23 protein-coding genes and 1 riboswitch are annotated in these 24,669 nt (G+C 65.1%); of the genes, 17 read left to right on the top strand and 6 right to left on the bottom strand.

Annotated elements, in window-relative coordinates:
• The first annotated feature begins 6 nt into the window (after positions 1-6).
• Genes PE058_RS05580 through cobJ form a run of 8 tightly spaced genes read left to right on the top strand, consistent with a single transcriptional unit; the run spans position 7 to position 9,122 of the window.
• Positions 7-753, top strand: coding sequence for a CbtA family protein (locus PE058_RS05580; protein WP_271030079.1), 747 nt, complete (start codon positions 7-9; stop codon positions 751-753).
• A 23-nt stretch (positions 754-776) separates the two neighbouring features.
• Positions 777-1,178, top strand: a complete 402-nt coding sequence (locus PE058_RS05585; protein ID WP_040497746.1) for a DUF1636 family protein — start codon at positions 777-779, stop codon at positions 1,176-1,178.
• Positions 1,175-2,212, top strand: coding sequence for a cobalamin biosynthesis protein CobW (gene cobW, locus PE058_RS05590; protein ID WP_271030080.1), 1,038 nt, complete (start codon positions 1,175-1,177; stop codon positions 2,210-2,212). Before PE058_RS05585 ends, cobW begins: the two co-directional genes overlap by 4 nt.
• A 9-nt stretch (positions 2,213-2,221) precedes the next feature.
• The gene (gene cobN / locus PE058_RS05595) at positions 2,222-5,659 is read left to right on the top strand and encodes a cobaltochelatase subunit CobN (protein ID WP_271030081.1); all 3,438 of its coding nucleotides are present in this window, start codon (positions 2,222-2,224) and stop codon (positions 5,657-5,659) included.
• A complete protein-coding gene (cobG, locus tag PE058_RS05600) occupies positions 5,656-6,957 on the top strand; it encodes a precorrin-3B synthase (protein ID WP_271030082.1) in 1,302 nt (433 codons plus the stop codon). Before cobN ends, cobG begins: the two co-directional genes overlap by 4 nt.
• Positions 6,958-6,961: 4 nt before the next feature.
• A complete protein-coding gene (locus tag PE058_RS05605) occupies positions 6,962-7,594 on the top strand; it encodes a precorrin-8X methylmutase (protein WP_271030083.1) in 633 nt (210 codons plus the stop codon).
• Complete coding sequence (locus PE058_RS05610; protein ID WP_271030084.1) at positions 7,591-8,349, top strand: precorrin-2 C(20)-methyltransferase; 759 nt, start codon at positions 7,591-7,593, stop codon at positions 8,347-8,349. The genes PE058_RS05605 and PE058_RS05610 overlap by 4 nt, the downstream gene beginning before the upstream one ends.
• Entirely contained in the window at positions 8,346-9,122 is a 777-nt protein-coding gene (gene cobJ, locus PE058_RS05615) for a precorrin-3B C(17)-methyltransferase (protein ID WP_271030085.1), read from the top strand. The genes PE058_RS05610 and cobJ overlap by 4 nt, the downstream gene beginning before the upstream one ends.
• Here cobJ and PE058_RS05620 read toward each other — a convergent pair.
• The gene (locus PE058_RS05620; protein ID WP_271030086.1) at positions 9,064-9,843 is read right to left on the bottom strand and encodes a cobalt-precorrin-6A reductase; all 780 of its coding nucleotides are present in this window, start codon (positions 9,841-9,843) and stop codon (positions 9,064-9,066) included. The two genes, cobJ and PE058_RS05620, sit on opposite strands and share 59 nt — an antisense overlap.
• Before the next feature lie 13 nt (positions 9,844-9,856).
• Here PE058_RS05620 and cbiE point away from each other — a divergent pair, with 13 nt between their 5' ends.
• From cbiE to PE058_RS05640, 4 genes are read left to right on the top strand one after another with little or no spacing between them, the layout of a single operon-like run.
• Entirely contained in the window at positions 9,857-11,098 is a 1,242-nt protein-coding gene (gene cbiE, locus PE058_RS05625; RefSeq protein ID WP_271030087.1) for a precorrin-6y C5,15-methyltransferase (decarboxylating) subunit CbiE, read from the top strand.
• Entirely contained in the window at positions 11,089-11,490 is a 402-nt protein-coding gene (locus PE058_RS05630) for a cobalamin biosynthesis protein (RefSeq protein ID WP_271030088.1), read from the top strand. The genes cbiE and PE058_RS05630 overlap by 10 nt, the downstream gene beginning before the upstream one ends.
• The gene (gene cobM, locus PE058_RS05635) at positions 11,487-12,242 is read left to right on the top strand and encodes a precorrin-4 C(11)-methyltransferase (RefSeq protein WP_020084380.1); all 756 of its coding nucleotides are present in this window, start codon (positions 11,487-11,489) and stop codon (positions 12,240-12,242) included. Before PE058_RS05630 ends, cobM begins: the two co-directional genes overlap by 4 nt.
• A 2-nt stretch (positions 12,243-12,244) precedes the next feature.
• Positions 12,245-13,573, top strand: coding sequence for a cobyrinate a,c-diamide synthase (locus tag PE058_RS05640; RefSeq protein WP_442908681.1), 1,329 nt, complete (start codon positions 12,245-12,247; stop codon positions 13,571-13,573).
• Here the strand turns inward: PE058_RS05640 and cobF are convergent.
• Positions 13,552-14,349: a precorrin-6A synthase (deacetylating) gene (cobF, locus tag PE058_RS05645; RefSeq protein ID WP_271030090.1), complete on the bottom strand. Its 798-nt coding sequence runs from the start codon at positions 14,347-14,349 to the stop codon at positions 13,552-13,554. The genes PE058_RS05640 and cobF overlap by 22 nt on opposite strands.
• A gap of 175 nt (positions 14,350-14,524) precedes the next feature.
• Positions 14,525-14,735: riboswitch (cobalamin riboswitch) on the top strand.
• 217 nt (positions 14,736-14,952) lie between these two features.
• Between cobF and PE058_RS05650 the strand changes: the two genes are divergently transcribed.
• From PE058_RS05650 to PE058_RS05660, 3 genes are read left to right on the top strand one after another with little or no spacing between them, the layout of a single operon-like run.
• Positions 14,953-15,870, top strand: a complete 918-nt coding sequence (locus tag PE058_RS05650; RefSeq protein WP_271030091.1) for an ABC transporter substrate-binding protein — start codon at positions 14,953-14,955, stop codon at positions 15,868-15,870.
• Positions 15,867-16,856, top strand: a complete 990-nt coding sequence (locus PE058_RS05655; RefSeq protein ID WP_271030092.1) for a FecCD family ABC transporter permease — start codon at positions 15,867-15,869, stop codon at positions 16,854-16,856. Before PE058_RS05650 ends, PE058_RS05655 begins: the two co-directional genes overlap by 4 nt.
• Positions 16,853-17,623 carry an ABC transporter ATP-binding protein gene (locus PE058_RS05660; protein ID WP_271030093.1) on the top strand — a complete coding sequence of 257 codons (771 nt, stop codon included), beginning with the start codon at positions 16,853-16,855 and terminating at the stop codon, positions 17,621-17,623. The genes PE058_RS05655 and PE058_RS05660 overlap by 4 nt, the downstream gene beginning before the upstream one ends.
• Positions 17,624-17,720: 97 nt before the next feature.
• Here the strand turns inward: PE058_RS05660 and PE058_RS05665 are convergent, their stop codons facing one another.
• The 4 genes from PE058_RS05665 to PE058_RS05680 form a co-directional block, all read right to left on the bottom strand.
• Positions 17,721-18,305, bottom strand: coding sequence for a hypothetical protein (locus tag PE058_RS05665; RefSeq protein ID WP_271030094.1), 585 nt, complete (start codon positions 18,303-18,305; stop codon positions 17,721-17,723).
• A 147-nt stretch (positions 18,306-18,452) separates the two neighbouring features.
• Positions 18,453-19,520: an energy transducer TonB family protein gene (locus PE058_RS05670; protein WP_271030095.1), complete on the bottom strand. Its 1,068-nt coding sequence runs from the start codon at positions 19,518-19,520 to the stop codon at positions 18,453-18,455.
• A 289-nt stretch (positions 19,521-19,809) separates the two neighbouring features.
• The gene (locus PE058_RS05675) at positions 19,810-20,013 is read right to left on the bottom strand and encodes a YgaP family membrane protein (protein ID WP_020084388.1); all 204 of its coding nucleotides are present in this window, start codon (positions 20,011-20,013) and stop codon (positions 19,810-19,812) included.
• A complete protein-coding gene (locus PE058_RS05680; protein WP_271030096.1) occupies positions 20,010-20,336 on the bottom strand; it encodes an ArsR/SmtB family transcription factor in 327 nt (108 codons plus the stop codon). The genes PE058_RS05675 and PE058_RS05680 overlap by 4 nt, the downstream gene beginning before the upstream one ends.
• Before the next feature lie 68 nt (positions 20,337-20,404).
• Here PE058_RS05680 and PE058_RS05685 point away from each other — a divergent pair, with 68 nt between their 5' ends.
• Both PE058_RS05685 and PE058_RS05690 read left to right on the top strand, forming a co-directional pair.
• Positions 20,405-21,418, top strand: a complete 1,014-nt coding sequence (locus tag PE058_RS05685; protein ID WP_271030097.1) for an efflux RND transporter periplasmic adaptor subunit — start codon at positions 20,405-20,407, stop codon at positions 21,416-21,418.
• Positions 21,415-24,624 carry an efflux RND transporter permease subunit gene (locus PE058_RS05690; RefSeq protein WP_271030098.1) on the top strand — a complete coding sequence of 1,070 codons (3,210 nt, stop codon included), beginning with the start codon at positions 21,415-21,417 and terminating at the stop codon, positions 24,622-24,624. Before PE058_RS05685 ends, PE058_RS05690 begins: the two co-directional genes overlap by 4 nt.
• The last annotated feature ends 45 nt before the right edge of the window (positions 24,625-24,669 follow it).

A 24,669-nucleotide genomic window follows, 5' to 3' on the forward strand; every position in this document is an offset into this window, starting at 1 on the left:
AACGCCATGATAATTCGTGTTCTTTCAACCAGCCTTGTGGCTGGTTTTCTTGCTGGCGTGCTCGTAGCGGTCATCCAGCACTTCACGACCACGCCCTTGATTCTCGCGGCCGAGGTTTTTGAGAGCCAGGCTGCGGAGGCTCCCTCCCTGATCAGCCCTGCCGTGTTCCGGGGCGACGACGCGCGTCTCATCCTCGCCCATGCCGACCACGATGCTGCGGCCGGGGGCGAAGAAGGATGGGCCCCCGCCGACGGCATCGAGCGCACGCTCTATACGAGCACGGTGACGATTGCGACTGCGATCGGCTTCGCATTCCTGCTGCTTGCGGGGCTGCTCGCCTCGGGTGATCGCATCGATCCGCAACGGGCGCTGATGTGGGGTGCCGCCGGCTTTGTCGTGACTGGCCTCGCGCCTGCGCTGGGGCTTGCGCCCGAGCTTCCTGGAATGCCAGCCGCGGATCTTATCGACCGGCAGGTCTGGTGGGTCGCGACGGCGGTGGCAACGGGAGGTGCCCTCTGGCTCATCCTGAGGTCGCGCAGTCTCGCGCTCCAGATCCTGGGTGTCGCTCTGCTGGTCGCCCCGCATGTGATCGGCGCTCCCCACCTTCATGGGGGCGAGGTGAGCCGCGTGCCGGCCGAGCTTGCGGCCCGTTTTGCGGCGACATCGCTCGCGGTTCACGCGGTGCTGTGGGCTGCGACGGGGCTCGCCGTTGGCTGGTTCTGGCAGTGGACGGATAGCACGGGGCGCGCTTAGCGCGCTCTGAGGTCCGGCATCTTATGACCCATTCCGACGTAACCATATTCGTTTGCGTTTCATGCCGGCGAGCCAATCCTGAAGGCGAGGGTTTTCATCTGCCGGGGCGTGCGCTGGCAGATGTGCTGCATGAGAAGCTCGCGCAGACGGACGCGAGCCATATCAAGGTCACGCCTGTCGAGTGCCTTGCCGTGTGCAACCGGCCCAGCACCGTCGCCATGGTGGGGCCGGACAGGTGGACCTACCTCGTCGGCGATCTCGATGCCGAGCGGCATGCCGATCAGATTATCGCGGCCGCTACCGCGTTTCAGAAAACAGAGAATGGAATCGTGCCCTGGAAGGAGCGCCCCGAAGCGTTCCGCAAGGGCGTGATCGCACGCGTTCCCCCGTTGGGTTTTTCCATGCCGGAGCAAGACAGAGAATGACAGCGCTCGCCAAAGTGCCGTGCAGCATCGTGACCGGCTTTCTCGGAGCCGGGAAGACGACGCTCGTTCGCAACATCCTCCAGAACGCCCAGGGCCGGCGACTGGCTGTCATCGTCAACGAGTTCGGCGATGTCGGCATTGACGGAGAGATCCTCAAGGGCTGTGGCGTGGAAAGCTGCAGCGAGGATCGCATCGTGGAGCTTTCGAACGGCTGCATCTGCTGCACCGTGGCCGACGATTTCGTGCCTGCTCTGGAACGACTGCTGGCGCTTTCCGATCCGCCCGAGCACATCCTGATCGAGACGTCCGGGCTCGCGCTCCCGAAGCCGCTCGTGCAGGCGTTCAACTGGCCGGCGATCGCCTCGCGCGTGACGGTGGACGGCGTCATCGCGGTGGTCGACGGGGCGGCGGTTGCGGCCGGCCGTTTCGCGGACGACCCGGAGGCGCTCGCGGCGCAACGCGCCGATGATGCGTCGGTCGATCACGAGAATCCGCTCGAGGAGGTCTACGAGGATCAGCTTCTCTGCGCGGATCTCATCGTGCTCAACAAGGCCGATCTCATGACGGCCGCGGATCTCGAGCGGGTGTCGGAGGAGATCCGGCAGTCTATTCCGCGCGCGGTCAAGGTAGTGGAGACGACCGGCGGCCAGCTCGAAGCAAAAGTGCTGCTCGGGCTGGGTGCGGCTGCTGAAGCCGATCTCGCGGCGCGCCCCTCGCATCACGATAACGAGGAAGACCACGATCACGACGATTTCGACACGTTCATCGTGGATGTTCCGCAGCTCGAGGATCCTGAGGTGCTGCTGGCCCGCATCCGGCGGGCGGCGGACGACCACGATATCCTGCGGATCAAAGGGTTTACCGAGGTCAAAGGTAAGCCGATGCGGCTCTTGATCCAGGGTGTAGGCTCGCGCCTGCAGCATCAGTTCGACCGCCCCTGGCGCGAAGGCGAAAGCCGGCAGGGCCGTCTCGTCGTGATCGGGCAGAAGGGACTTGACCGGGAGGCCATCGCGCGGGCGATTTCAAGCGTGTAAGGTTGCTTTATGCATCTACTTGCCGTCGAGACGGGATCGCTGGACGAAATTGACGGCGCGGTTGATCTCAACCAGACACCCGCCGATATCGTTGTCTTGTCGTTCAGCGACAGCGATCTCTCGGCACTCGCGTCGGCGTGGGAGCAGGATGCCTCCCGCTTTCCGTCGCTGAGGCTTGCCAGCCTCAAGAAGCTTCGCCATCCCATGTCGGTGGATGTCTACGTGGAGCGCGTGATCGAGCACGCGCGTCTCGTCATCGTGCGCAGCCTCGGCGGTCTCGACTATTGGCGCTACGGCTTCGAGCGTCTTGCGCGCGCCGCATCCGAGCGCGGCACGCTGCTGGTGGCGCTACCGGGCGACGACCGGCCCGATGCGCGGCTGGTGGCGCTTTCCACGGCGCCGCGAGACGTCGTCGAGGCGTTCGACCGCTACTTTCGTGCCGGCGGGCCGCACAATGCCTGCAACGCGCTCCTCTATGCCGCACATCTCTTGGGACGCGATGTCGCCTTCGATCCCCCTCTCGATATGGAACCGGCGCTGGCGCTCGACGGGGAGGGCCTGCCTGTCAGGCTCGATACCATCTCGGCCTGTCCGGATCGGCCGAGCGCGCTCGTCGTCTTCTACAGGTCGAGCCTGCTGGCGGGAGATTTCAAGCCGGTCACGCGGTTGGCGGATGCGCTCCGCGCGCGAGGGCTGCGGCCAGTGTGCGTCGCGCTCACGAGCCTCAAAGACCCGGATGCGACCCGTCCACTCGAAGCTCTCATTCGCCGCGTGATGCCGGCCGTTGTGCTGAATGCGACGGCATTCTCCGCGATGCGGGCCGACGAGACCACTGTTCTCGACGCCGCGGACTGTCCGGTGCTGCAGGTTGCGCTCGCGGGGCATCCGAAGGCCGCGTGGGAGGCTTCCGGGCGAGGACTGTCTCCAAGCGATCTCGCGATGAACGTCGTGCTGCCCGAGCTGGACGGCCGCCTCTTTACGCGTGCGATCTCGTTCAAGGCGGATGTGGCGCCTGCGGCCGATCTGCAATACGCGCGGGTGCTGCACGAGCCCGACGACGGCCGCGTGTCGTTCGTGGCCGAGCTCGCGGCTGCCTGGGTGCGGCTTGGGCAGGCCGAGCGCGCCTCGCGGCGTGTTGCGATCCTGCTGTCCGATTATCCGAACCGCGCGGGGCGGACGGGTTATGCCTGCGGCCTCGATGCGCCCGAGAGCGTGGCCGAGATCATGGGGCTGCTGCGCGCGGAAGGCTACGACGTCGGGGATGAACCGTTCAAAGCGCATGATCTCATCTCGCGCCTCGCGGATCTTGCGCCGGGGGCCGATACGATCACGGTGCCGCTCCGCGACTATCTGGGCTGGCTGGGTGCGCTGCCGGGTGAGATTGCGAAAGAGATCGAGACCGCGTGGGGTGCGCCGGAGGACGATCCGTCCTTTGAGAACGGTCATTTCCGGTTTCGCGCTGTGGTGGCCGGGAACATCGTCATCTCGCTTCAGCCGGATCGCGGTGCGCACGGCGACCGCAAAGCGGGCTATCATGACATGCAGCTTCCGCCGCGCCATGCCTATGTGGCGCTCTACGGGTGGCTGCGCGAGACGCGGAAGATCCATGCGCTCGTGCATCTCGGTACGCATGGCACGCTGGAATGGCTTCCCGGCAAGGCGCTTGCGCTTTCTGAGGCTTGCTTTCCCGAAGCGGTGCTCGGGCCCGTGCCGGTGATCTATCCGTTCATCGTGAACAATCCGGGCGAAGCAGTGCAGGCCAAGCGGCGGATTTCTGCGCTTACCATCGGGCACATGACGCCGCCGTTGTGCGAGGCGGGGCTTCACGGCCCGCTGGGAGAGCTCGAAGGGCTCATCGAGGAATATGCCGAGGCCGATGGCGTCGACAGGCGGCGCATCGCGATCCTCGAGCGGGAGATTTTGGATCGCGCGTGGCGCTCTGGCCTTGCCGCGGACTGCGGGCTGGAGAAGACCGATGCGCCCCGGGATGCGATCGGCAAGCTCGATGCGCAGCTTTGCGACATCAAGGATCTGGCGATCCGCGATCATCTTCACGTGTTTGGCAGGGCGGCTTCTCTGGATGCGCGGACGGCTCTGGCGGCTCAGATGGTTCGCGCCTCCGGCGGTGGGGAGGCGCAGATCGCGGGTGTCGAGCAGGCGATCCTCGCGTGCGCCGAAAGCGAGCGGGGTGCCCTGATCGCGTCGCTCGACTCTCGCCGCGTTGCGCCGGGGCCATCAGGAGCGCCCACCCGTGGGCGTCGCGATGTGCTTCCCACAGGACGGAACCTCACGACCATCGATCCGCGTGCCGTGCCAACGCGGACGGCCGCTATCGTGGGCGCGCGTGCGGCCGACGAGGTTGTGCGCCGTTACATGCAGGACCACGGAGATTATCCCCGCGCGCTGATGCTCGATCTCTGGGCCTCGGCCTCGCTGCGCACAGGGGGCGACGATCTCGCCCAGGCGTTGGCCTATCTCGGCGTGCGCCCGCGCTGGGACGACGGATCGAACCGCGTGGTCGGCGTCGAGGTGCTGCCGATTGCCAAGCTCGATCGGCCGAGGATCGACGTCACGCTGCGCATCTCGGGATCGTTCCGCGACATCTTTCCGGCGCAGATTGCCCTGTTCGACCTTGCCGTGCGGCTGGTTGCGGAGCGCGACGAGCCGGAAGAGTGGAACCCGCTGTCCGCTGCAAGGCTTCGCGGTGAAAGCCTGTCTCGCATCTTCGGCAGCGAACCCGGCACCTATGGCGCGGGGGCGGCTGCAACCGCGCTTGACAGCGCGTGGGAGAGCCGGGCCGATCTCGCGGCTGCCTATCTTCAGTCCAGCTCTCATGCTTATGGGGGCGACGACAGCGAGCGTCCGGCGGCGAAAGATTTTGAGGAGCGTGTCGCGGCGACGGATGCGCTGGTGCATCCGCAAGACGACAGGGAGCGCGATCTTCTCGACGGCGATGGCGTTGCGGATTTCGTCGGGGGTTTTGCTGCGGCCGCGGCGGGGCTCGGCAAGGCGCCGGCTCTCTATCACCTCGACACCAGTGTGGCCGCGGCGCCCAAGGCGCGCACGGTCAGCGAGGAGGTCGTGCGTATTGTTCGCGGGCGGCTCACCAATCCGCGCTGGGTTTCGGGCATGATCGCGCACGGACATCGCGGCGTGGCGGAGATCGCGCAGGGCGTCGACGCGCTCTATGCGTTCTCCGCGACGGCGGACGTGGTGGACGATCACCTGTTCGAAGCGGTGCATGACGTCCTGATCGCGGACGAAGATTGCCTGGGGTCGCTTCTGACGCTGAATGCGTCTGCGGCTCGTGCCATTGCCGAACGCCTGCAAGATGCGATCGCGCGGCGCTTGTGGTCGCCCCGGCGCAACGCGGTTCATGCCGAGCTGCATCGCGTGCTCGCCAGTGGCGAGGTGCGGCGTGCATCCGAAAAGAGAGCGCTGCCATGAGCGATCCCGCCGCCACCGCGCACCGGGCGCCCGTGAGGGGATGGTGCCCGGGCGCGCTCAAGCCTATGGAAACGGGCGATGGGCTGATCGTGCGCGTGCGCGCGCACTGCGGAACGCTCAGCGCGGAGCAGATGCTCGACATCTGCGAGATCGCCGAGCGGCATGGCAATGGGCATATCGATCTCACGCGCCGCGCCAACGTGCAGATCCGCGGAATCCAGGCAGAAGGGCTTCCCGAGGTCTGGAGTATGCTTTCGGCGCTCGGCCTTATCGATCTCAATGCGGAGGCCGAGTCCGTTCGCAACGTCATGATCAACCCGCTCGCCGGGCTCGATCCGACGGAGGTCTCCGACGTTCGCCCTATCGTCCTAGCCTTGGAGACGGCGCTCTCGCAGGCGAGCGACCTCTGGTCGCTTCCAGCGAAATTCGGCTTTTCGGTCGATGGTGGCGGCGTGCTTCCTCTCGACGGCGAGCGCGCCGATGTACGTCTGAGAGCGGTCCGCGATGGGGCACGTCCGGCGATCGCCATCGGCGCCGATAGGACCGATGGCGTGGCGTGGCTGGGGATCGTCGCGCCGGATGCGGCCGTGGATGCCGTAACAGCTCTCTTGAGAGCCTCTCTCGCAGCGACCGAGAACACGGGGCGGACCCGCTTCCGGGCTCTCGCGCCTCGCCTCGTTCAGGATCTAAAGCTGGCACTCGCGCCCTATGGCGCCGCTATCTCCGAGAATGTGCTGGCGCCGCCCCAGCAGTCTTGCGGCAGTGTGCTCGGTCCGATCATGGTGAACGGAACGGTGGTTGGCGCCGGGATCGGGGCGCCGTTCGGGCGTCTCGAAGCCGCATCGATGCGCGATTTGTTGGCTGCGGCCCAGAGTTTGGGCCTGGACGAGTTCCGGCTTTCTCCATGGCGGGCGCTCGTTGTGCCTGCGACTCGGATGCGGGACGTGGAGATCCTGCTTGCGAGGGCGCGGGAGTGCGGGTTTATTGCCGATCCCGATGATCCGCTGACACTGATCGACGCGTGTCCGGGCGCGCCCGCCTGCAGCTCCGCGCGGCTGGATGTGCGAGCCGCCGCCTACAGACTTGCCCAGTTGCTTCCCCTGCCGGGTGTTTCCTCGGTTCACGTCTCGGGATGTGCCAAAGGATGCGCCCGCTCGAAGGCGGCCGATCTCATGCTGGTGGATTGCGGTACTGTGTTCGGGGTGGCTCGTCATGGGCGGGCGGAGGCTCCTCCGGTTGCCTATGTGGAGCCGGACAACCTCGAACGTCTTCGCCTGATGCTGGAAGCTGGAATTTGATGCCGTGACGCACGAGCGCTCCTATATCCGCGACGGTGCCGAGATCTACCGCAACTCGTTCTCGATCATCCGGGCCGAGGCCGATCTCGCGCGTTTCAACGGGCATTCCGAGAAGGTGGCCGTGCGCATCATCCATGCGTCCGGCATGGTCGAGATCGCGTCCGACATTGTGATGTCGGACGATTTCACCGCACGTGCGCGGGAGGCTTTGCTCGCGGGCGCGCCTATTCTCTGCGACGCCAACATGGTGGCGCATGGCATCACCCGGAGCCGCCTGCCTGCCAACAACGAAGTGATCTGCACGCTTCAGGCCCCCGAGGTTGCGGAGCTGGCGCGCAAGATGGGTACGACGCGATCCGCGGCCGCGATGGAGCTGTGGCGGCCGAAACTCGCCGGAGCCGTCGTCGCCATCGGCAACGCGCCGACCTCGCTGTTCCGCCTGCTCGAAATGCTGGACGAGGGCGCATCGCGCCCGGCGGCTATCGTGGGGATTCCGGTCGGGTTTGTGGGAGCTGCCGAATCCAAGGAGGCGCTTCGGGCCGATGGCCGGTGCCCCTATCTGATCGTGAAGGGCCGTAAGGGGGGAAGTGCGATGACGGCAGCGGCGATCAACGCCCTTGCGAGCGAGGCCGAATGATCTCTCTCGAAGACATTGGCGGAAAGGCAGTCGCGGGAACGCTCTACGGCATCGGCGTCGGGCCGGGCGATACCCGCTACATGACGCTGCGTGCTGCCGCGCTCGTGTGCTCCGTCGATGTGATCGCCTTCTTCGCGAAGAAGGGTCGGCAGGGCAACGCCCGCAAGGTCGTCTCAGCGCTGGTCGGTGCGGAGCGCCGGGAGCTGCGTTTCGAATATCCCCTTACAGACGAGGTTCCTGCCGATCACTCCGAGTATCGGGAGCAGATCGCCGGGTTCTACAAGGAAACGGCCGCTGCTCTGGAAGCCGAGCTCAAGGGTGGGCGTTCGGTCGGGTTGCTCGCAGAGGGCGATCCATTCTTCTACGGCTCGTTCATGCACATGTGGCGCCGTTTGGACGAAGCGTTTCCTGTGGAGGTCGTGCCTGGTGTCACGGGAATGTCCGGATGCTGGACGCGCGCCAATACGCCGATCACGTGGGGCGACGATATCCTCACCGTCATTCCAGGCACGCTCGACGAGGAGCGGCTGACGCAGCGGCTCGCGGCGTCGGATGCGGCCGTCATCATGAAGATCGGACGAAACCTGGAGAAAGTACGCCGGGCGGTGGAGAATGCGGGCCTTTCCGATCGCGCGATCTACGTCGAGCGCGGGACGATGGCGGATGAGCTGATCATGCCGCTCAGGGAGTGTGACGGCGTGGCCGGAACTTATTTCGCCATGGTGATCATTCCCGGCCAGGGGCGGCGGCTATGAGCGGTAAGCTGACAGTGGTGGGGCTTGGTCCCGGCGCACCGGAACTGGTGACGCCTGCGGTGCGGAAGGCCCTCGAAGAGGCGACCGATATCGTCGGCTATTTCACCTATCTCGATCGTGTGCCGCCGGGCCCTGCAGGGCAGCGGCGCCACGGTTCAGACAACCGCGTCGAGGTCGATCGCGCGCGTCATGCGCTGGCGCTCGCCGAGGCCGGTCATACCGTTGTCGTCGTGTCGGGCGGCGATCCCGGCGTGTTCGCGATGGCGGCTGCCGTTTTTGAAGCGATCGAAGAGGGCGAGCCTGCGTGGCGCGCGCTCGACATCCGTATCGAGCCCGGCGTCACAGCGATGCTGGCGGCAGCCGCTAGCGTGGGAGCTCCGCTCGGAGGTGATTTCTGCGCCATCTCGCTGTCTGACAATCTCAAAGCGTGGAGCACGATCGAGCAGCGGCTCGAAGCGGCCGCACGTGGAGATTTCGTGATCGCGCTCTACAATCCGGCTTCGCGCGCCAGGCCGGAGCAACTCGGCCGTGCGCTGGTTTTTCTCAGAGGCTTGAAAGCAGCCGATACGGTGGTGCTGTTCGTCAAGGCAGCGGGCACGGCGGACCTGCAGGTGCGGATCGAGAGCCTCGGCAAGGCCGATCCCGCCGGTGTCGACATGCGGACGCTGGTGCTGATCGGCTCCAGCCGGACGCGCCTGATCCCGCGCGAAGGCGCTACGCCGTGGGTTTACACGCCGCGCTCGGAGCGCGAGGCTCAGCATGACGCCGGATGAGCCAGTCGAACGCTTCTTCCGCATCGTAAACGAGGGTCGGGCCCGCCTTATCTGGGCGTTCGATCATGACGACGGGAAGACCCAGCGTGCGGGCTGCTTCGATCTTGGCATAGGTGGCGCTGCCTCCGGAGTTCTTCGATACGACGACATCGATGTGCTCGTTGCGGAGCAGAGCGGTCTCGCTCGCGAGATCGAAGGGACCGCGATGCTGGAGCAGGGTGAGCCGAGGCGGCAACGGGGCGGTGTCCGGCGGCTCGATCAGGCGCGCGAGATAGGTGTGCTGCGGCGCGCGCGCGAATGCGCCGACTGTCTGGCGGCCGATGCTGAGAAACACCCGTCGCGGTGCCTCACCCAAGGCGCCCGCCGCTTCTTCCATGGTTTTGACGATCAGCCAGCGATCTCCGGCCACGGGTTGCCAGGGTGGACGAATGATCGTGCAGAGCGGGATGCCAGTTTCGGCGGTCGCGGCACTTGCGTTTGCGGAGATTTGGGCGGCGAAGGGATGCGTCGCGTCTATCACGGCTTCGATTTCGGATTGTGCGAGCCACTGGGCAAGACCGTCAGCGCCGCCGAAGCCGCCGATGCGCACAGCAATGCCAGGCGTTGCCGGTGTTTTGGTGCGGCCGGCGAGGGAGAGGATCGGCGTGAAGCGCGGATCGCCTTCGAGGCGCTTTGCAAGGGCGGAGGCTTCCGTCGTGCCGCCGAGTATGAGGATGCGCATCGGGGTGTTGCCCATGGCCGGTAACGAGACAGGCCGATCCGGCGCGCGCTGGCTGTCTCTCATAGGGCTGGGTGAGGACGGCGTCGCGGGGCTCTCGGATACGGCCAAGCTGCTCCTTGAGAGTGCCGAGCTTGTGGTCGGCGGGAAAAGACATCTCATGTTGGTCCGAGATGTGGTGCGCGGCAAGCAACTTTGCTGGCCGAGCCCGATCAGCGATGCGTGGCCCGAGATCACGGCGTGGCGAGGGCGCCCGGTTGTGGTGCTGGCAAGCGGCGATCCCTTTTTTTACGGCGTCGGCAAGCAACTCGTTAAGTTCGTTCCGGTCGAAGAGATGCTGTGCCTGCCGCAGCCATCCGCGTTCTCGCTCGCTGCGTCTCGGCTCGGCTGGGCTTTGCAGGATACGGCGCTGGTGACGCTGCATGGGCGGCCTCTTGAGGCGATCATCCGTCATCTTCAGCCCGGCGCGCGCATTCTCGCGCTCTCGTGGAACGGCAAGACGCCGTCCGATGTCGCCCGGCTGCTCGCGGCGCGCGGTCTTGGCGAGGCGAGGATCACCATTCTCGAAGCGCTGGGCGGGCCGCGCGAGCGCGTGATTTCCGGAAAGGCTTCGGATCTCTCGTTCGGGGAGATCGACGATCTCAATACGATTGCGGTCGAGATCCCGGCGGATGTGCGCGCTGTTGCGCTGAGCCTGTCGCCGGGGCTCGACGACGATCTTTTCGAGAGCGACGGGCAGCTCACCAAGCGCGAGATCCGGGCGGTGACGCTGTCGTCCCTCGCGCCGCGAGCGGGAGAGGTTCTGTGGGACGTGGGGCTCGGCGCCGGCTCGATTGCGATCGAGTGGCTGTTGCGTCATCCGTCACTCAAGGCGTTCGGCATCGAGGAGCGCGCGGACCGAGCGGAGCGGGCGGCTCGCAATGCGGCGCAACTCGGCACGCCGGATCTCGCCATCGTGAGGGGGCGCGCACCGGAGGCTTTTTCCGGCCTCCCCAGTCCCGATGCGGTGTTCATCGGCGGGGGGATGGGGGACGCCGGCGTGTTCGAAGCTGCGTGGGCCGCGCTGAAACCTGGAGGCCGTCTCGTTGCAAATGCGGTTGCGCTCAAGACCGAGATGCTGGTGCTCGACTTGTTCCAGCGCTACGGCGGCGATCTCGTGCGGCTGGGTGTGGCGCGGCTGAAGCCTGTCGGGGGTGAGACGGTCTGGAATCCGGGCAAGCCGGTTACGCAATGGCGGGTGGTGAAGCCATGCTCGTAGCGGGGATCGGATGCCGGCGCGGTGCGTCGGTCGCAGACATCGACGAGGCGATCAGTGCCGCGCGTTCTGCATTCGGATGCGACGCTCCCATCGCGGTGATCGCGACGGAGGCGTCCAAATCCGATGAGGATGGTTTGCAGGAGGCGGCGCGGCGCCTCGGCGTGCGTGTCGCAACCTATCCAACAGATGCGCTGGATGCGATGGCGGGGTCGGTGCTGACGCAATCGGCTGCCGCGCTGGAACACAAGGGCACACGATCCGTTGCCGAAGCGGCGGCCTTGCTGGCGGCCGGCGTGAACGGCCGGCTGCTGGGGCCGAGGGTGGCGACGCCAAGGGCGACGTGCGCGTTTGCCATCGGCGACGGCACGCGATCGGATGGAGGCGGAACGTGACGGTCCATTTCATTGGCGCCGGTCCGGGGGCTGCGGATCTCATCACGCTGCGCGGGCGCGATCTGATCGCGGCGTCTCCCGTTTGCCTTTACGCGGGATCTCTGGTGCCCAAGGAGCTTCTCTCGCACTGCCCGCCGGATGCCCGCATTGTCGATACGGCCCCCTTTTCGCTCGATGAAATCATTGCGGAGATGAAGGCGGCCACGGATGCGGGGAAGGATGTCGCGCGCCTGCATTCGGGCGACGTTTCGATATGGAGTGCGGTGGGCGAGCAGATGAGGCGCCTCGATGCGCTGGGCATTCCCTACACGATGACGCCGGGAGTGCCGTCGTTCGCGGCCGCTGCGGCTGCCCTGTGCCAGGAATTGACGCTCCCGGAAGTCGCGCAATCGCTCGTGCTTACGCGCACGCCGGGGCGCGCCTCTTCGATGCCGCCCACGGAGACGCTGGCTGCGTTTGCCGCCACGCGCGCGACGCTTGCCATCCATCTTTCAATCCAGGCCATCGCCGAGGTGGTTCAGGAACTGGTGCCGTTGTACGGCAAGGACTGCCCCGCCGTCGTGGTCGCGAAGGCGAGCTGGCCCGACCAGGAGATCCTGCGCGGCACGCTCGGCACCATTGCCGATGCAGTCGGCGAAGCCGGAATAGATCGCACGGCGCTCATTCTTGTTGGTCCGTCGCTGGGGCACCGCGATTTTCGTGAGAGCGCGCTCTACAGCGTGGACTACCAGCGCCGCTACAGGGGGCGCTGATGGTGACGGCGCGCAGGACAAGAGGGTTGATCGTTGCTGCGCCCTGCTCGGGCTCGGGCAAGACGACGGTAACGCTCGGCCTGCTCGCAGCATTGCGGCAGAGCGAACGCGCGGTTCAGCCGTTCAAGACGGGACCCGATTACATCGATACCGGCCATCATGAGGCGGCGGCCGGGCGGCCGAGCTTCAATCTCGATACATGGGCGATGCCCGCTCCTGCGATCAAGCGGCTCGTCGCCGATACGACGCCGGATGCGGATGTCGCCATCGTAGAAGGCGTGATGGGCTTGTTCGACGGCGCCTCGGATGCGGGGCGCGCCGGCAGCGGGTCAACGGCGGATCTCGCTGCGCTGCTCGGCTGGCCGGTGGTTCTGGTGCTCGACGTTTCCGGGCAGACGGAGACGGCCGCGGCGCTGGCGCTGGGTTGCGCTCTCTACCGGCCGGATGTGCGCGTCGTGGGGGTCATTCTCAACCAGGTCGCCAGCGCGCGTCATCTGGCGATGATCACGCCGGGCTTCGCGCGCATCGGGCTCAAGGTGTTCGGCGCCCTGTTCCGCGATGGCGATTTGCGGCTGCCGGAACGTCATCTCGGTCTGGTGCAGGCGGGCGAGACGGAAGACTGGCAAGCGAAGATAAACCGCATCGGGGCACGGATCGCGGACGAGGTGGATCTCGCTGCGCTTCTGGAGGCGGCTCATCGTATCGAACCGGCTGCCTCGCCCGAGTTGCGTCCGGCGATGCGGCCTCCCGGTCAGCGGGTTGCCCTCGCCCGCGATGTCGCGTTCTCGTTCGCCTACAATCACCTTCTGAAATCGTGGCGTGACGCGGGGGCGGAGATCCTGCCGTTCTCGCCGTTGCAGGACGAGAGCCCGAGCGAAGCTGCGGACGCGATCTGGCTTCCCGGCGGATATCCGGAGCTGCATGCGGGACGGATTGCGGCGGCGTCTCGGTTTCTCACGGGCTTGAGAGCGGCGGCGGAGCGGGCCGTCCCCATTCACGGCGAATGCGGAGGCTACATGGTGCTGGGGCAGGGGCTCGAGGACGCGGACGGCCATCGGCATGCGATGGCGGGACTGCTCACTGCGGAGACCTCGTTCCTCAAGCGCAAGCTACATCTTGGATATCGCCGCGCGAGGCTGCTTTCCGATTGCGTGCTGGGCAGGAAGGAGGCCGAGATCTACGGGCACGAGTTCCATTACGCGACGCTGCTGTCGGATACGGGGCAGCCGTTGATGGAGTGCCGGGATGCGGGGACCGGCGCCGTGCGCCCCGCAGGCTCACGCAATGGCTCCGTGACCGGCTCGTTCTTTCATTTTCTGTCGTCGGATTGATCGCTCCGCGCTTTAGGGCGCGTTCTTCGCAGCACGTAGGTATCCATGATCCAGCCGTGCTTCTCTTTCTCGCGGGCGCGGATCTGCTCGATGACATCGACGAGATCGTGAAGCTTGCCGGACAGGAGAATTTCGTCGGGCGTGCCGAGGTAGGCTCCCCAGTGGATCTCGATATCGTCGTCGCAGATGGCGCGGAGCGTCTCGCCGCCGTCGAGCATGACGACGACGCTCTCTTCCGTCTCCGGCATTCCGTGCTTCACGAGCTTGCGCCCCGTCGTGATATGCACCGGCTCTCCCACCGCGTTCAGAACCATGGCGTGGCGCGCGGCGAGTGCCTGCACGCTGCTGATGCCCGGAATAACCTCGCAGTCGAATTCGAGGCCACCTTCCGAGCGTAGCAGATCCACAAGGCGCAAGGTGCTGTCGTAAAGGCTCGGATCGCCCCATACGAGGAACGCGCCGCAGCCGTTCACATCTACCTCGGCTGTGATCTGTGCGGCAAGCCGCTTCGCGCGTTCGCGATGCCAATCGGCGACGCCGAGCTTGTAGCCGCCGGGTTCCGGATCGCGCACGGGGTCTGCGATCGAAATGAACTTGAAGGGGCGATCCTTCATGTGGCGTTCGCAGATTTCCTTGCGAAAGCGCACGAGATCGCCTTTTGCCTCGCCCTTGTCGAACACAAAGAACGCATCCGCCTGATTGAGGGCGTTGATAGCCTGGATGGTGATGTAATCGGGATTTCCGGCCCCGATGCCAATGACGAGAAGGCGTCTCATGGTTCCTCGATGACGCCGTATCAATTCTCGCGCGCCTGTAGGGCTGCATTCTAGCCCCCGGCCGATCCGCGGGCCAGCTCTCTCGATGACGCCGGCGCATGGTTTCCGGAGCCCATTTTGCGGGTGAGGTGATCTTTGGCAGGTGTGGGCAGTTGACACCGGCGTCCGGCCGTAGCCAAAGTGGCGCCGTGACGGTTCCAGGAGGTCGAGTTCCCAGCCTCCGGATTAATAGGGAACGCGGTGAGACTTATGTCGAAGCCGTGGCTGCGCCCGCAACTGTTAACGGCAAGCTTTGGCCGAACTGCCACTGGCGATCCGTCGCCGGGAAGGCCGCTCGAAGCGCTTGAGCCGTAAGCCAGGAGACCTGCCTTCACAAGTCGCCCACCTGATGTGCGGGACGCGCAGAGGGACGGACAACCGTCGTGGCGACTGATGTGCAACCGAACGGACGCTGCGTCAGGTCATCGCGAAGTGGGCATTTAATTTCGAAAACAACGGGCCATCACGATACTCGCGCCGCATGAGAGATGCGGCTGCCCGTCGATCCGAAACAGTCACACGCGCGGTTCTCCGCAGCTTCCTGCTCCTCGCCGGCGGGATCAGATGATCATTCGTGCCACGCTTATCGCAGTTCGCCTTGCCGCCCGGATCAACGGTCGTGGCGTGAGGCTGCTGGCTGCCGCATGCGCGGCGGTGATGCTTGCCGGCTCCATGGCGGCTCATGCGGACGCGCCGCCACGGCGTGTCGTTTCCATGAACCTCTGCACGGATCAGCTCGCCATGTTAATGGCCGACGAGGGCCAGCTTCGCTCTGTCTCGCACCTGGCGATAGATCCCGAGAGTTCGGTGCTGGCGGAGCAGGCGCGCCGGTTTCCGATCAACCACGGGCTCGCCGAAGAGATCTTCATGATGAAGCCGGATCTCATTCTGTCCGGCACGTTCACCAATCGCGCCTCCATTGCGATGTTGAAGCGCCTGGGCTTCCGGCTCGAGGAGTTTCCGCCGTCGTACTCGTTTCCGGAGATCCGGGAGCAGATGTTGCGGATGGGGCGCCTGCTGCATCGGGAGGCACGGGCACAGGAGCTGATCGGCGAGCTTGACCGGCAACTCGCCGCAATTCCCGAGTGGATGCATGGGGGGCGTCGCCCGCTTGCGGCTCTCCATTATGCCAACAGCTATACGTCCGGCTCGGGGACGCTGGCGAGCGCGATCGTGGAGCGCTCGGGTTTCGAGAACCTGGGGTCCAGGCTGGGCCTCACCGGCATGGTGCGGCTTCCGCTCGAGGTGCTCGTGAACTCCGCGCCCGATCTGATCATTGGCGGCCTTCGCCCCGGCACGGCGCCTGCGCTCGCCTATCAGACTTTCGAGCACCCGGCATTGAGAGCGGTCCTCAACGGGGGCGAGCTCACATCCATTCCTGACAGATATTGGATCTGCGGAGCGCCTTTCACCGCGCAAGCCGTCCGCTTGCTCTCGGCGCACGCGCCTGTGCTCAAAGCCGAGCGGGGCGCTGCGAAATGAGCTATCGCCTCCTGCTCGCGGCGCTCGCGGTGCTCGTCGTCCTCTTGTTCGCCATCTCGCTTCTGATCGGCCCGGCCGGATTGGACGTCGGGACTTCCATCGCCGGATTGCTCAATGGCGACAATGAAGCGGCGCGTCTGGTGATGCGTGAGATCCGCCTGCCGCGGGCCATCCTCGGCCTCGCGATCGGCGCGACGCTCGGTCTTTCGGGCGCCGTGCTGCAAGGGTATTTGCGCAATCCGCTCGCGGATCCCGGCGTGCTCGGCATCAGTGCGTCGGCATCGCTGGGCGCGGTGATTGCGCTCTATACCGGGTTATCCGGCGCATTCGCGCTTGCGCTTCCATTGATGGCGATGGGTGGCGCCGTCGCTGCTGTCGTGCTGATCCAACTGCTTTCGGGCACGCATGCCGGCACGCTCACGCTCATCCTTTCCGGTGTCGCCATCACGAGCCTTTCCGGCGCTCTCACCTCGCTGGCGCTCAACCTCTCGCCCAATCCATTTGCGGCCGTCGAGATCCTGTTCTGGATGCTGGGCTCGCTCGCGGACCGCTCGATGCTGCACGTCTATCTGTCGCTTCCCTTCATGCTGGCGGGCTGGGTCATGCTGTTCGCGCTGGGGCGGGCGCTGGATGCGCTTACGCTCGGCGCCGATGTCGCCTCCAGCATGGGCATCCGCCTTCGCCGGACGCAGTGGCTGGCGGTGCTGGGGACCGCCGCTTCGGTGGGGGCGGCAACGGCGGTGGTGGGCTCCATCAGTTTCGTGGGGCTCATCGTTCCTCATCTGCTTCGCCCGCTCGTCGGGGCGCAGCCGAGCCGGTTGCTCACCGCCAGCGCGCTCGGCGGCGCGGCGCTGCTGCTGGCGTCCGATATCGCCACGCGGATCATCGCGCCGGGACGCGATCTCAAGCTGGGCGTGCTCACGGCCATCGTGGGAGCGCCGTTCTTCCTCTGGCTCGTCATCAAGAACCGGAGGAACGTCCTATGACCACGCTTTCGGTCGACAAAGTTTCGGTTCAGCTCGGACCGCGCCCGGCGCTGACCGACGTCTCCTTGTCGCTCAGGGGGGGTGACTTCATTGGATTGATCGGACCGAACGGGGCGGGCAAGTCCACCCTGATCAAATCCATCCTGGGGCTGGTGCCCTCGACTGGGACACTCGCCATCAATGGCCGGCTGCTTGCGAAACTGGATGCGCCCGAGCGCGCGAAGCTCCTGAGCTACGTTCCGCAGGAGCGGGATGTGGCTTGGCCACTCAGCGTGGAGAAGGTCGTCGCACTCGGACGGACGCCGTACCTGCAACCGATGCGCGGGTTGACGGATCGCGACGGGGCTAGGGTCGAAGAGGCGATGGCGGAGGCCGACGTTCTCGTACTTCGCGACCGGCTGCTGTCGGAATTGTCAGGCGGCGAGCGGGCGCGGGTTCTCATCGCCCGCGCGTTGGCTCAGGATACTCCGATCCTTCTGGCCGATGAGCCGACGGCCGGCCTCGATCCGTCTCACCAGATCAGCCTGATGAAGGTGCTCGCCGGCCTCGCGCAGCGGGGACGGATCGTGGTGGCCTCGCTCCACGAATTGTCACTCGCGGCCCGATGGTGCACGCGGCTCGTGCTGCTCGATCGCGGGAGGGTGGCTGCGGACGGTGCGCCTCAGCACGTGTTGACGGAAGCGAACATCGCCGAGGTGTACGGCATCTCCGCTTTTCTCCAGCAAAGTGCGAAGGGCCTCATCGTGCAGCCGCTCGATACGATCTGAGGGCCGGCCGATCCAGGATTGCGGCTTTGCCGATCCGTTCCCACCGGTCTCTTTCCGAACTTCTGCAGAAAGAAGCGATGAACATCCGCGTCTTGTTCTAGTGTTGTGCCTTGATGAAAGAGAGCAGGGCATTGAACGGCTCGATCTCTGTTTTGCCAAAGGCCCTGCATCTCGTCGTGCAGTCGGCAATCGTCCTGCCCGTGATGAACTGCTTGATCTTCGCCATATCGAATGGGCACTTCTGACGAACGATCGGCTCGCCATTGAACCGCTTCTCGAAGTAGAAGACGTTTTCGTAGAACGTCGCGCGGATGCTCTTTGTGTCCGCGTTCTGATAGGCGATGTACCAATCGCTTTGTTTTTCGCCAATGACCTGGCCCGTGCACCTCTCGCTCTTGCCGGCTTCATCCACCGTGCAGGTTCCCTCCTGGGCCAGCAGGTATTCGACCTTCTTCTCGCTGATCCACTTCGCATGATCGACGAGGTAGTACCGGAAGCGGCCGTCAGGGAGCTGTTCGGTGAATTTGTTATAGCAGCCGTTTTCTCCGAAGAAGTCCGGGTTCTCCTTGACCTCGTCAGCACCCGCCTCGCCCCATACGCCGGCGTAGGGATGGTCTCCGGCGATTGCCGGGGCGCATCCCAAAATCAGCATCATTGCCGTGGCCGTGACAGGGAGCTTCATGGGTTTCACTCGTTTGCTGCGTGACGAGCCAGAGGTTTGGGACACGCGCGAACCTGCGTAAAGCGCGGGAGCGGCAGTGGGAATTCTTGCCATGCTCTTTTGCCTGGCTTGGCACCACGGGTTGAACTGAAGCGGGCTTCCCTGCGGCTATCGGACGAGGAACCGGAATGTCTGCGAGAAAGTCATGGGTAGCGCGCTCACCTCCGGCGGAATTTCCGGGAAAGGGGCGGCGCGTTCGAGCGTCGTGAGAGCGGCGCGGTCCAGCACCTCGGCTCCCGACGATGAAACTACTTCCTTTGCTATAAGCGACCCATCAAGTCCCACCGTGAACTTCACGACGACGGTCCCGGTCATGCGCGAGCGCGGGTTCACCTTGGCGCGCTGGACGCGCTCGTTGATCTTGCCGAGGTAGAGCCTGGTGATGCTGGCGTCGCCGCCCTTCTTCTCCTCTCCGGAGCTGTACTCCGTCACGATCACGACTTGCTCGGGCTGGGCCACGAGCTGGATATCCTCGGGTGCCGCTTCCTCCAGGGGGGTGAGCGAGGGGGACTGTCCACGATAGCTTTCGAGAGCGGGCTCCTTGAGTGCGTCCGGCGAGGCGGGCTGGTTGGCTTCGGCGATCGTGTCCGGCGGAGGGTGATGCTGGGCGGCCAGCGGTGGAGCCTCTGAGAGCGATTGCGGAAGCGTCTCATCGGCCTTCACAGCGTCGGAGAGCTGGTTCTGCTCGGGGGATGATGCCTGATTGGCCGCAACAAACTCCTGCTCCTCAATGCGTTCCGGTTCTGGACCGCGCACATCGACGAGGTTTGGCTCGATGGTGCTTTCCTCGGACGCAATGACGTCGCGGATCGTCTCCGGCTGAGCGCGAGAAAGAGTATCGGCCGGTGCCTCCTGCGGAGCGAGCGGGGTGACGTTCTCGGCCAGGCTGCCGCTTGCATCCTCTGCCGTGTTTTGTGGCTCGGGCAAAGGCGCTACCATCGGAGGTGGCGGCGCGGCCTGATCGATCGCAACGGATGGCTGGGCCTCGAGGCTTTGGAGGTCATCTCCGATATTCGTGACCTCGCTCAGGTCCATGCCCTGAGGCTCAAGGAAGATCTCTTGCGCCTCTCCGAGATTCAACGCCTCGAATTGTTCCGGCTGAAGGCGCAGCCAGAGAGCATTGCCGACCAATCCATGGAGCAGCAGCGAAAAAAGGATGGCTGTTGCCCTCAGCATGGCCGTGTCGCTCTCCTTCCTCCTTTTCGATAGCGGGAGCGAGCGTAGCGTCCGGCCGAGGCGAGCGCCATATCGGCGGGGAAACGATCTGTGCTCAAACTCTACGAGGCAAAGTTGGGGCGGGACGGCGCGGCGGCTTGAGAGTCAGACGGGGGGCGCCCAGCGTGGAATTCCCCTCCTGCGACAGGGAAATAGCCCTGCCACCTTTGCCAAACTGCCTGCATTTCCTTGCTGTTTCGCTTTCAAGCCGCGTCTGTTCTGGGCAGCCGGACGGCTCCGAAAGCTTCGCCTAGAAGAACGCCTGGCCGGGACGCATGCCGAGCTTTTTCAGAATCAGAGCCAGCGGGCAGAAGCCTGTCAGCGAGGCCTGCAGGAGATTGGCTCCGACGAATGCCGTGAGGAAGAGCCAGTACGGGCTGTGATAGTGGCTCAATACGAGGCTCACCAGGATCATCGATCCTGCAAAGGCCAGCACGGCGCGATCTATGGTCATTTCGATAGTCTCCGGTTTTTTGGCGCGCGGCGCTCGCAGAAGATTTCATGCAGCACGCCGATAAGGCGGGATACGCGCTCATCAGCCAGCGCGTAGTAGATCATCTGCGCTTCCCGCCGCGTGGCGACGAAGCCGCCTTCTCTCAGTTTAGCGAGATGTTGGGAGAGCGCCGATTGGCTGAGCGGTACGACCTCTTCCAGCGCCGAGACCGACCGCTCACCGTTATGCAACTCACAAAGGATCATCAGGCGATGCGGGTTGGCGAGCGCCTTGAGCAGGGCCGCGGCATCTTCGCTACTGGACGTCAGCTCTTTAATATTCATATTTGCTAATTTAGAATATTCTGATATTGAGTCAAGCTCAATTAGAGGCCGCCTAGAAAGGCCAGCCCATGAAGGCATTTGCCGGTATTCTTTCCGCCACATATCTGCTCGCGCTCGCCGCGGGCGTGGATGCGCGCGCGGCTGATCCATCGACGTTCGAGGTCGCTGCCACGGAGATCGACGATCTCAAATCCGTCTACGCCACGGTGCGCAGCCGCGATCTGATCTATGCGCGCGTGCGCACGCCTGGCACGGTGGTGGCGCTCAAGACGGACGAAGGGGATTCGGTGGGTCAGGGCCAAGTTCTTGCTCTCGTCGCCGATCCGAAGATCGCGCTCAAGATCAAGGCCATCGATGCCCGCATCGTCGCCGCGACCTCGCGCATGGAGACGGCGAAGGTCGAGCTCGAGCGGTCGCAAACGCTGTTGTCCCAGGGCGTCTCGCCGCAATCGCGTGTCGATCAGGCGCAGACGGCCTACGACGTGGCATCCAACGATCTCAAGGCTGCGCAGGCCGAGCGCGCGGTCGCCGAGACGGAGATCCAGGAAGGAGAGGTGCTGGCCCCGACGGCCGGGCGCGTACTCAAGGTTCCGGTTACGGAGGGAAGCGTCGTTCTTCCCGGTGAGAGCATCGCCACGATTGCCGCCAACGGATACCTTCTGCGCCTTGAGCTGCCGGAACGCTTTGCCCGTTTCATGAAAGTGGGCGATCCCATTCGTCTCGGCGCGCGCGGTCTCGAGAGCCCGGAGGCGCCGCTGGCGAGCGGGCGCATTACTCAGGTCTATCCCGAGCTCGACAATGGCCGCGTCATCGCCGACGCCGAAGTGCCGGACCTCGGCAGCTATTTCGTTGGAGAGCGTGTTCTCGCCTGGATCTCGGCGGGCAAGCGCCAGGGGTATGTCGTTCCGCGGCCGTTCGTGTTCCGCCGCTTCGGTATCGATTTCGTGCGGCTCGCGCGGAATGGCTCCGGGTATGCGGATGTCGTCGTTCAGACGGGGCGCACGGTTCAGGCGCCGGACGGGCAGCAGAGCGTCGAAGTGCTCGCAGGGGTCAACGCCGGCGACAGGCTGGTGCTGCCATGACGGGTTCTCCTCGGCTCGGGGTCTCGGGGTTCCTGACCCGCGCCTTCATTCAATCGCCGTTGACGCCGCTCATTCTGCTCGCGAGCCTTGCGCTCGGGCTGATCGCGCTGGTGGCACTACCGCGCGAGGAGGAGCCGCAGATCTCGGTGCCTATGGTGGACATCTTCGTCTCCGCCGACGGGCTCAAGGCGGAGGATGCGGTCAAGCTCGTCACCGAGCCGCTCGAAACCATCGTCAAAGCCATCAACGGCGTCGAGCACGTGTATTCGAGCACCGAGGACGACAGGGTGGTCGTCACGGCCCGCTTCTTCGTCGGCACCCCGCAGGACGACGCCATTCTGCGCGTTCATGAGAAGGTTCGCGCCAACTATGACCGGATACCCGTGGGTATTCCCGAGCCCCTGATCGTTGGCCGCGGTATCGATGACGTCGCCATCGTCACGCTCACGCTGGCTCCTAAGGCGGGCATCACCCGCTACGAGGACAACGCCCTCTTTCATATCGCCGAGAATTTGCAGGTCGAGCTCGCAAAGCTTGAAGATGTCGGCCTTTCCTACATCGTCGGCGGACGGCCGGATCAGATCCGTGTGGAACCGGTTCCGGAAAAGCTTGCGAACTACGGTGTGACGCTTGCCGAGCTCGTCGGAAAGGTGAAGGGCGCCAACCGCTCGTTTCTCGCGGGACGCGTGCGTGAGGGCGGACAGAGCCTTTCGGTCGCGGCCGGGCAAACGCTTCAGGGTGTCCCCTACATTGGTCTCCTGCTGCTGACCACGCGCGATTCCCGTCCCGTCTATGTCCGCGACGTTGCGAATGTCGTCGTGGGCGCCAAGCCGCTCGAGCGCCGCGCGTGGCACATCAGCAAAGGTGAGACCGGAGAGCTGCAACGGGCACCGGCCGTTACTCTGGCGCTTGCCAAGCGCGCAGGCGCCAACGCGGTGGTGATCTCGGAGCGCATCGTCGAGCGGATAAAAGATCTCAAGGGCCAGCTGGTCCCGGACGACGTGGATGTGATCGTCACCCGCAACTACGGCGAGACCGCCAACGACAAGGCGAACGAGCTGCTCTTCCACCTGGGCCTCGCCACTCTCTCGATCGTGCTTCTCGTCGGACTCGCCATCGGGTGGCGCGAGGGCGCGGTGGTGCTCGTCGTCATTCCCGTCACGATCCTGCTGACGCTGTTCGCATCCTGGCTGCTCGGCTACACCATCAATCGCGTCAGCCTGTTCGCTCTCATTTTCTCGATCGGCATTCTGGTTGATGACGCTATCGTCGTCATCGAGAATATTGCGCGCCACTGGGCCATGCACGATGGCCGCAGCCGAACGGCCGCTGCCATCGACGCGGTCGCGGAGGTCGGTAATCCGACCATCTTCGCGACGCTCACCGTCGTTGCCGCGCTTCTGCCGATGCTGTTCGTTTCGGGCCTGATGGGACCCTACATGAGCCCAATCCCGGCGAATGCGTCGGCGGCCATGCTGCTGTCTTTCTTTGTCGCCGTCATCGTGACGCCATGGCTGATGCTTCGCTTTGTGGGCGGTGCGGCAGGCGGGCATGTCGAAACGGCCGGCGGCGGCTGGCTCGGTCATAGCTACCGGGCGGCTGCGCGTCCGATCATTTCCGCGCGGCGCTCGGCGCTCGGCTTTCTGCTGATGGTCGGCGCGGCGACGTTGCTCGCGCTGCTTCCGTTCGCCACCAAGGCAGTCACCGTGAAGCTCTTGCCCTTCGACGACAAGTCGGAATTCCAGGTGGTGGTCGATCTCCCTCCGGGCTCCAGCCTCGAGGAGACGGATCGCGTTCTCAACGCGGCGGCGGAACGCCTGGCAGGGCTTTCCGAGCTGTCGTCGATCCAAGCCTACGCGGGCACGTCGGCGCCGTTCAACTTCAACGGCCTCGTGCGGCACTCCTATCTGCGCAGCGCGCCTCACCAAGGTGATCTACAAGTCAATCTCGCGCCGAAAGGGGAACGCACCCGCGCGAGCCATGCAATCGCCCTCGAAGCGCGCCACCTGCTCGACGGTCTCCCAATGCCGCCGGGAACGGTCGTGAAGGTGGTGGAGGTTCCGCCTGGTCCGCCCGTGATCGCGACGCTGCTCGCCGAGGTGTACGGCGCGGACGCGGAGCAGCGGCGTGCGGTCGCCCGAGAGGTTGCGGCGCTTTTCCGGTCGGTTCCTTACATCGTGGACGTGGACGTGGGCTTCCGGGAGCATGCGCCGCGTCTGCGCATTACCCTCGACCAGGACAACCTCGAATTCCATAACGTCCAGGAAAACGACGTCTACAGCACCATCGGGGCTTATCTCACGGGCACCGCGGTCGGCTACTCACACAAGGGCGGAGGCCGCCACCCCGTCGAGATCGCGGTGCAGCTTCCGAAAAACGATCTCGCGATCTCGGAGCGGACGCTGTCGACGCCGGTACCGGCCAACGCGCTTCCCGGCGAGCGGGGTGTCGTCGAGCTGGGCGACGTTGTGCGTGTCACGCGAGAGGAAGCATCTCCCGTCGTGTTCCGGCACAACGGACGCGCGGCCGAGATGGTGATGGCGGAGCTGGCCGGCGCTTACGAGGCGCCGATCTATGGGATGCTGGCGGTGCAGCAGCTCATCGACGCCAAAGGCTGGGGCGCGCTGCCGAAGCCTGAAGTGCGCCTCCACGGGCAGCCGCTAAGCGAGACGAAGCCGGTTCTCTTGTGGGACGGCGAGTGGGAGGTCACCTATGTCACCTTTCGCGACATGGGCGCGGCTTTCGCGGTGGCGCTGCTCGGAATCTATGTGCTGGTCGTGGCGCAGTTCCGCTCGTTCACGTTGCCGCTCGTCATTCTGACGCCGGTGCCCCTGACGCTGATCGGCATCGTGTTCGGGCATTGGCTGTTCGGGGCGCCATTCACGGCCACGTCGATGATTGGGTTCATTGCGCTCGCGGGCATCATCGTGCGCAACTCGATCCTGCTCGTCGATTTCATCCAGCATCGCCGGGTGAGCGGTGCGCCGCTGCGCGAGGTGCTGCTCGAGGCCGGCGCCATTCGCTTCAAGCCCATTCTGCTCACCGCTCTTGCCGCGATGATCGGCGCCGCGGTGATCCTGACGGATCCCATCTTCCAGGGGCTTGCGATCTCGATGCTGTTCGGCCTCGCCTCGTCGACGCTGCTCACCGTGCTCGTCATCCCGGCGATCTACGTGACGCTGCGTGACGACGCGGTGAGGGAGTAGGGGGAGGCCGTCCGGGTTCTCGCCAGGGCTATTTTGCTGGTGTCG

This window comes from Hyphomicrobium sp. DMF-1 (assembly GCF_027886585.1).
In the GTDB taxonomy this organism is placed as follows: Bacteria; Pseudomonadota; Alphaproteobacteria; order Rhizobiales; family Hyphomicrobiaceae; genus Hyphomicrobium_C; species Hyphomicrobium_C zavarzinii.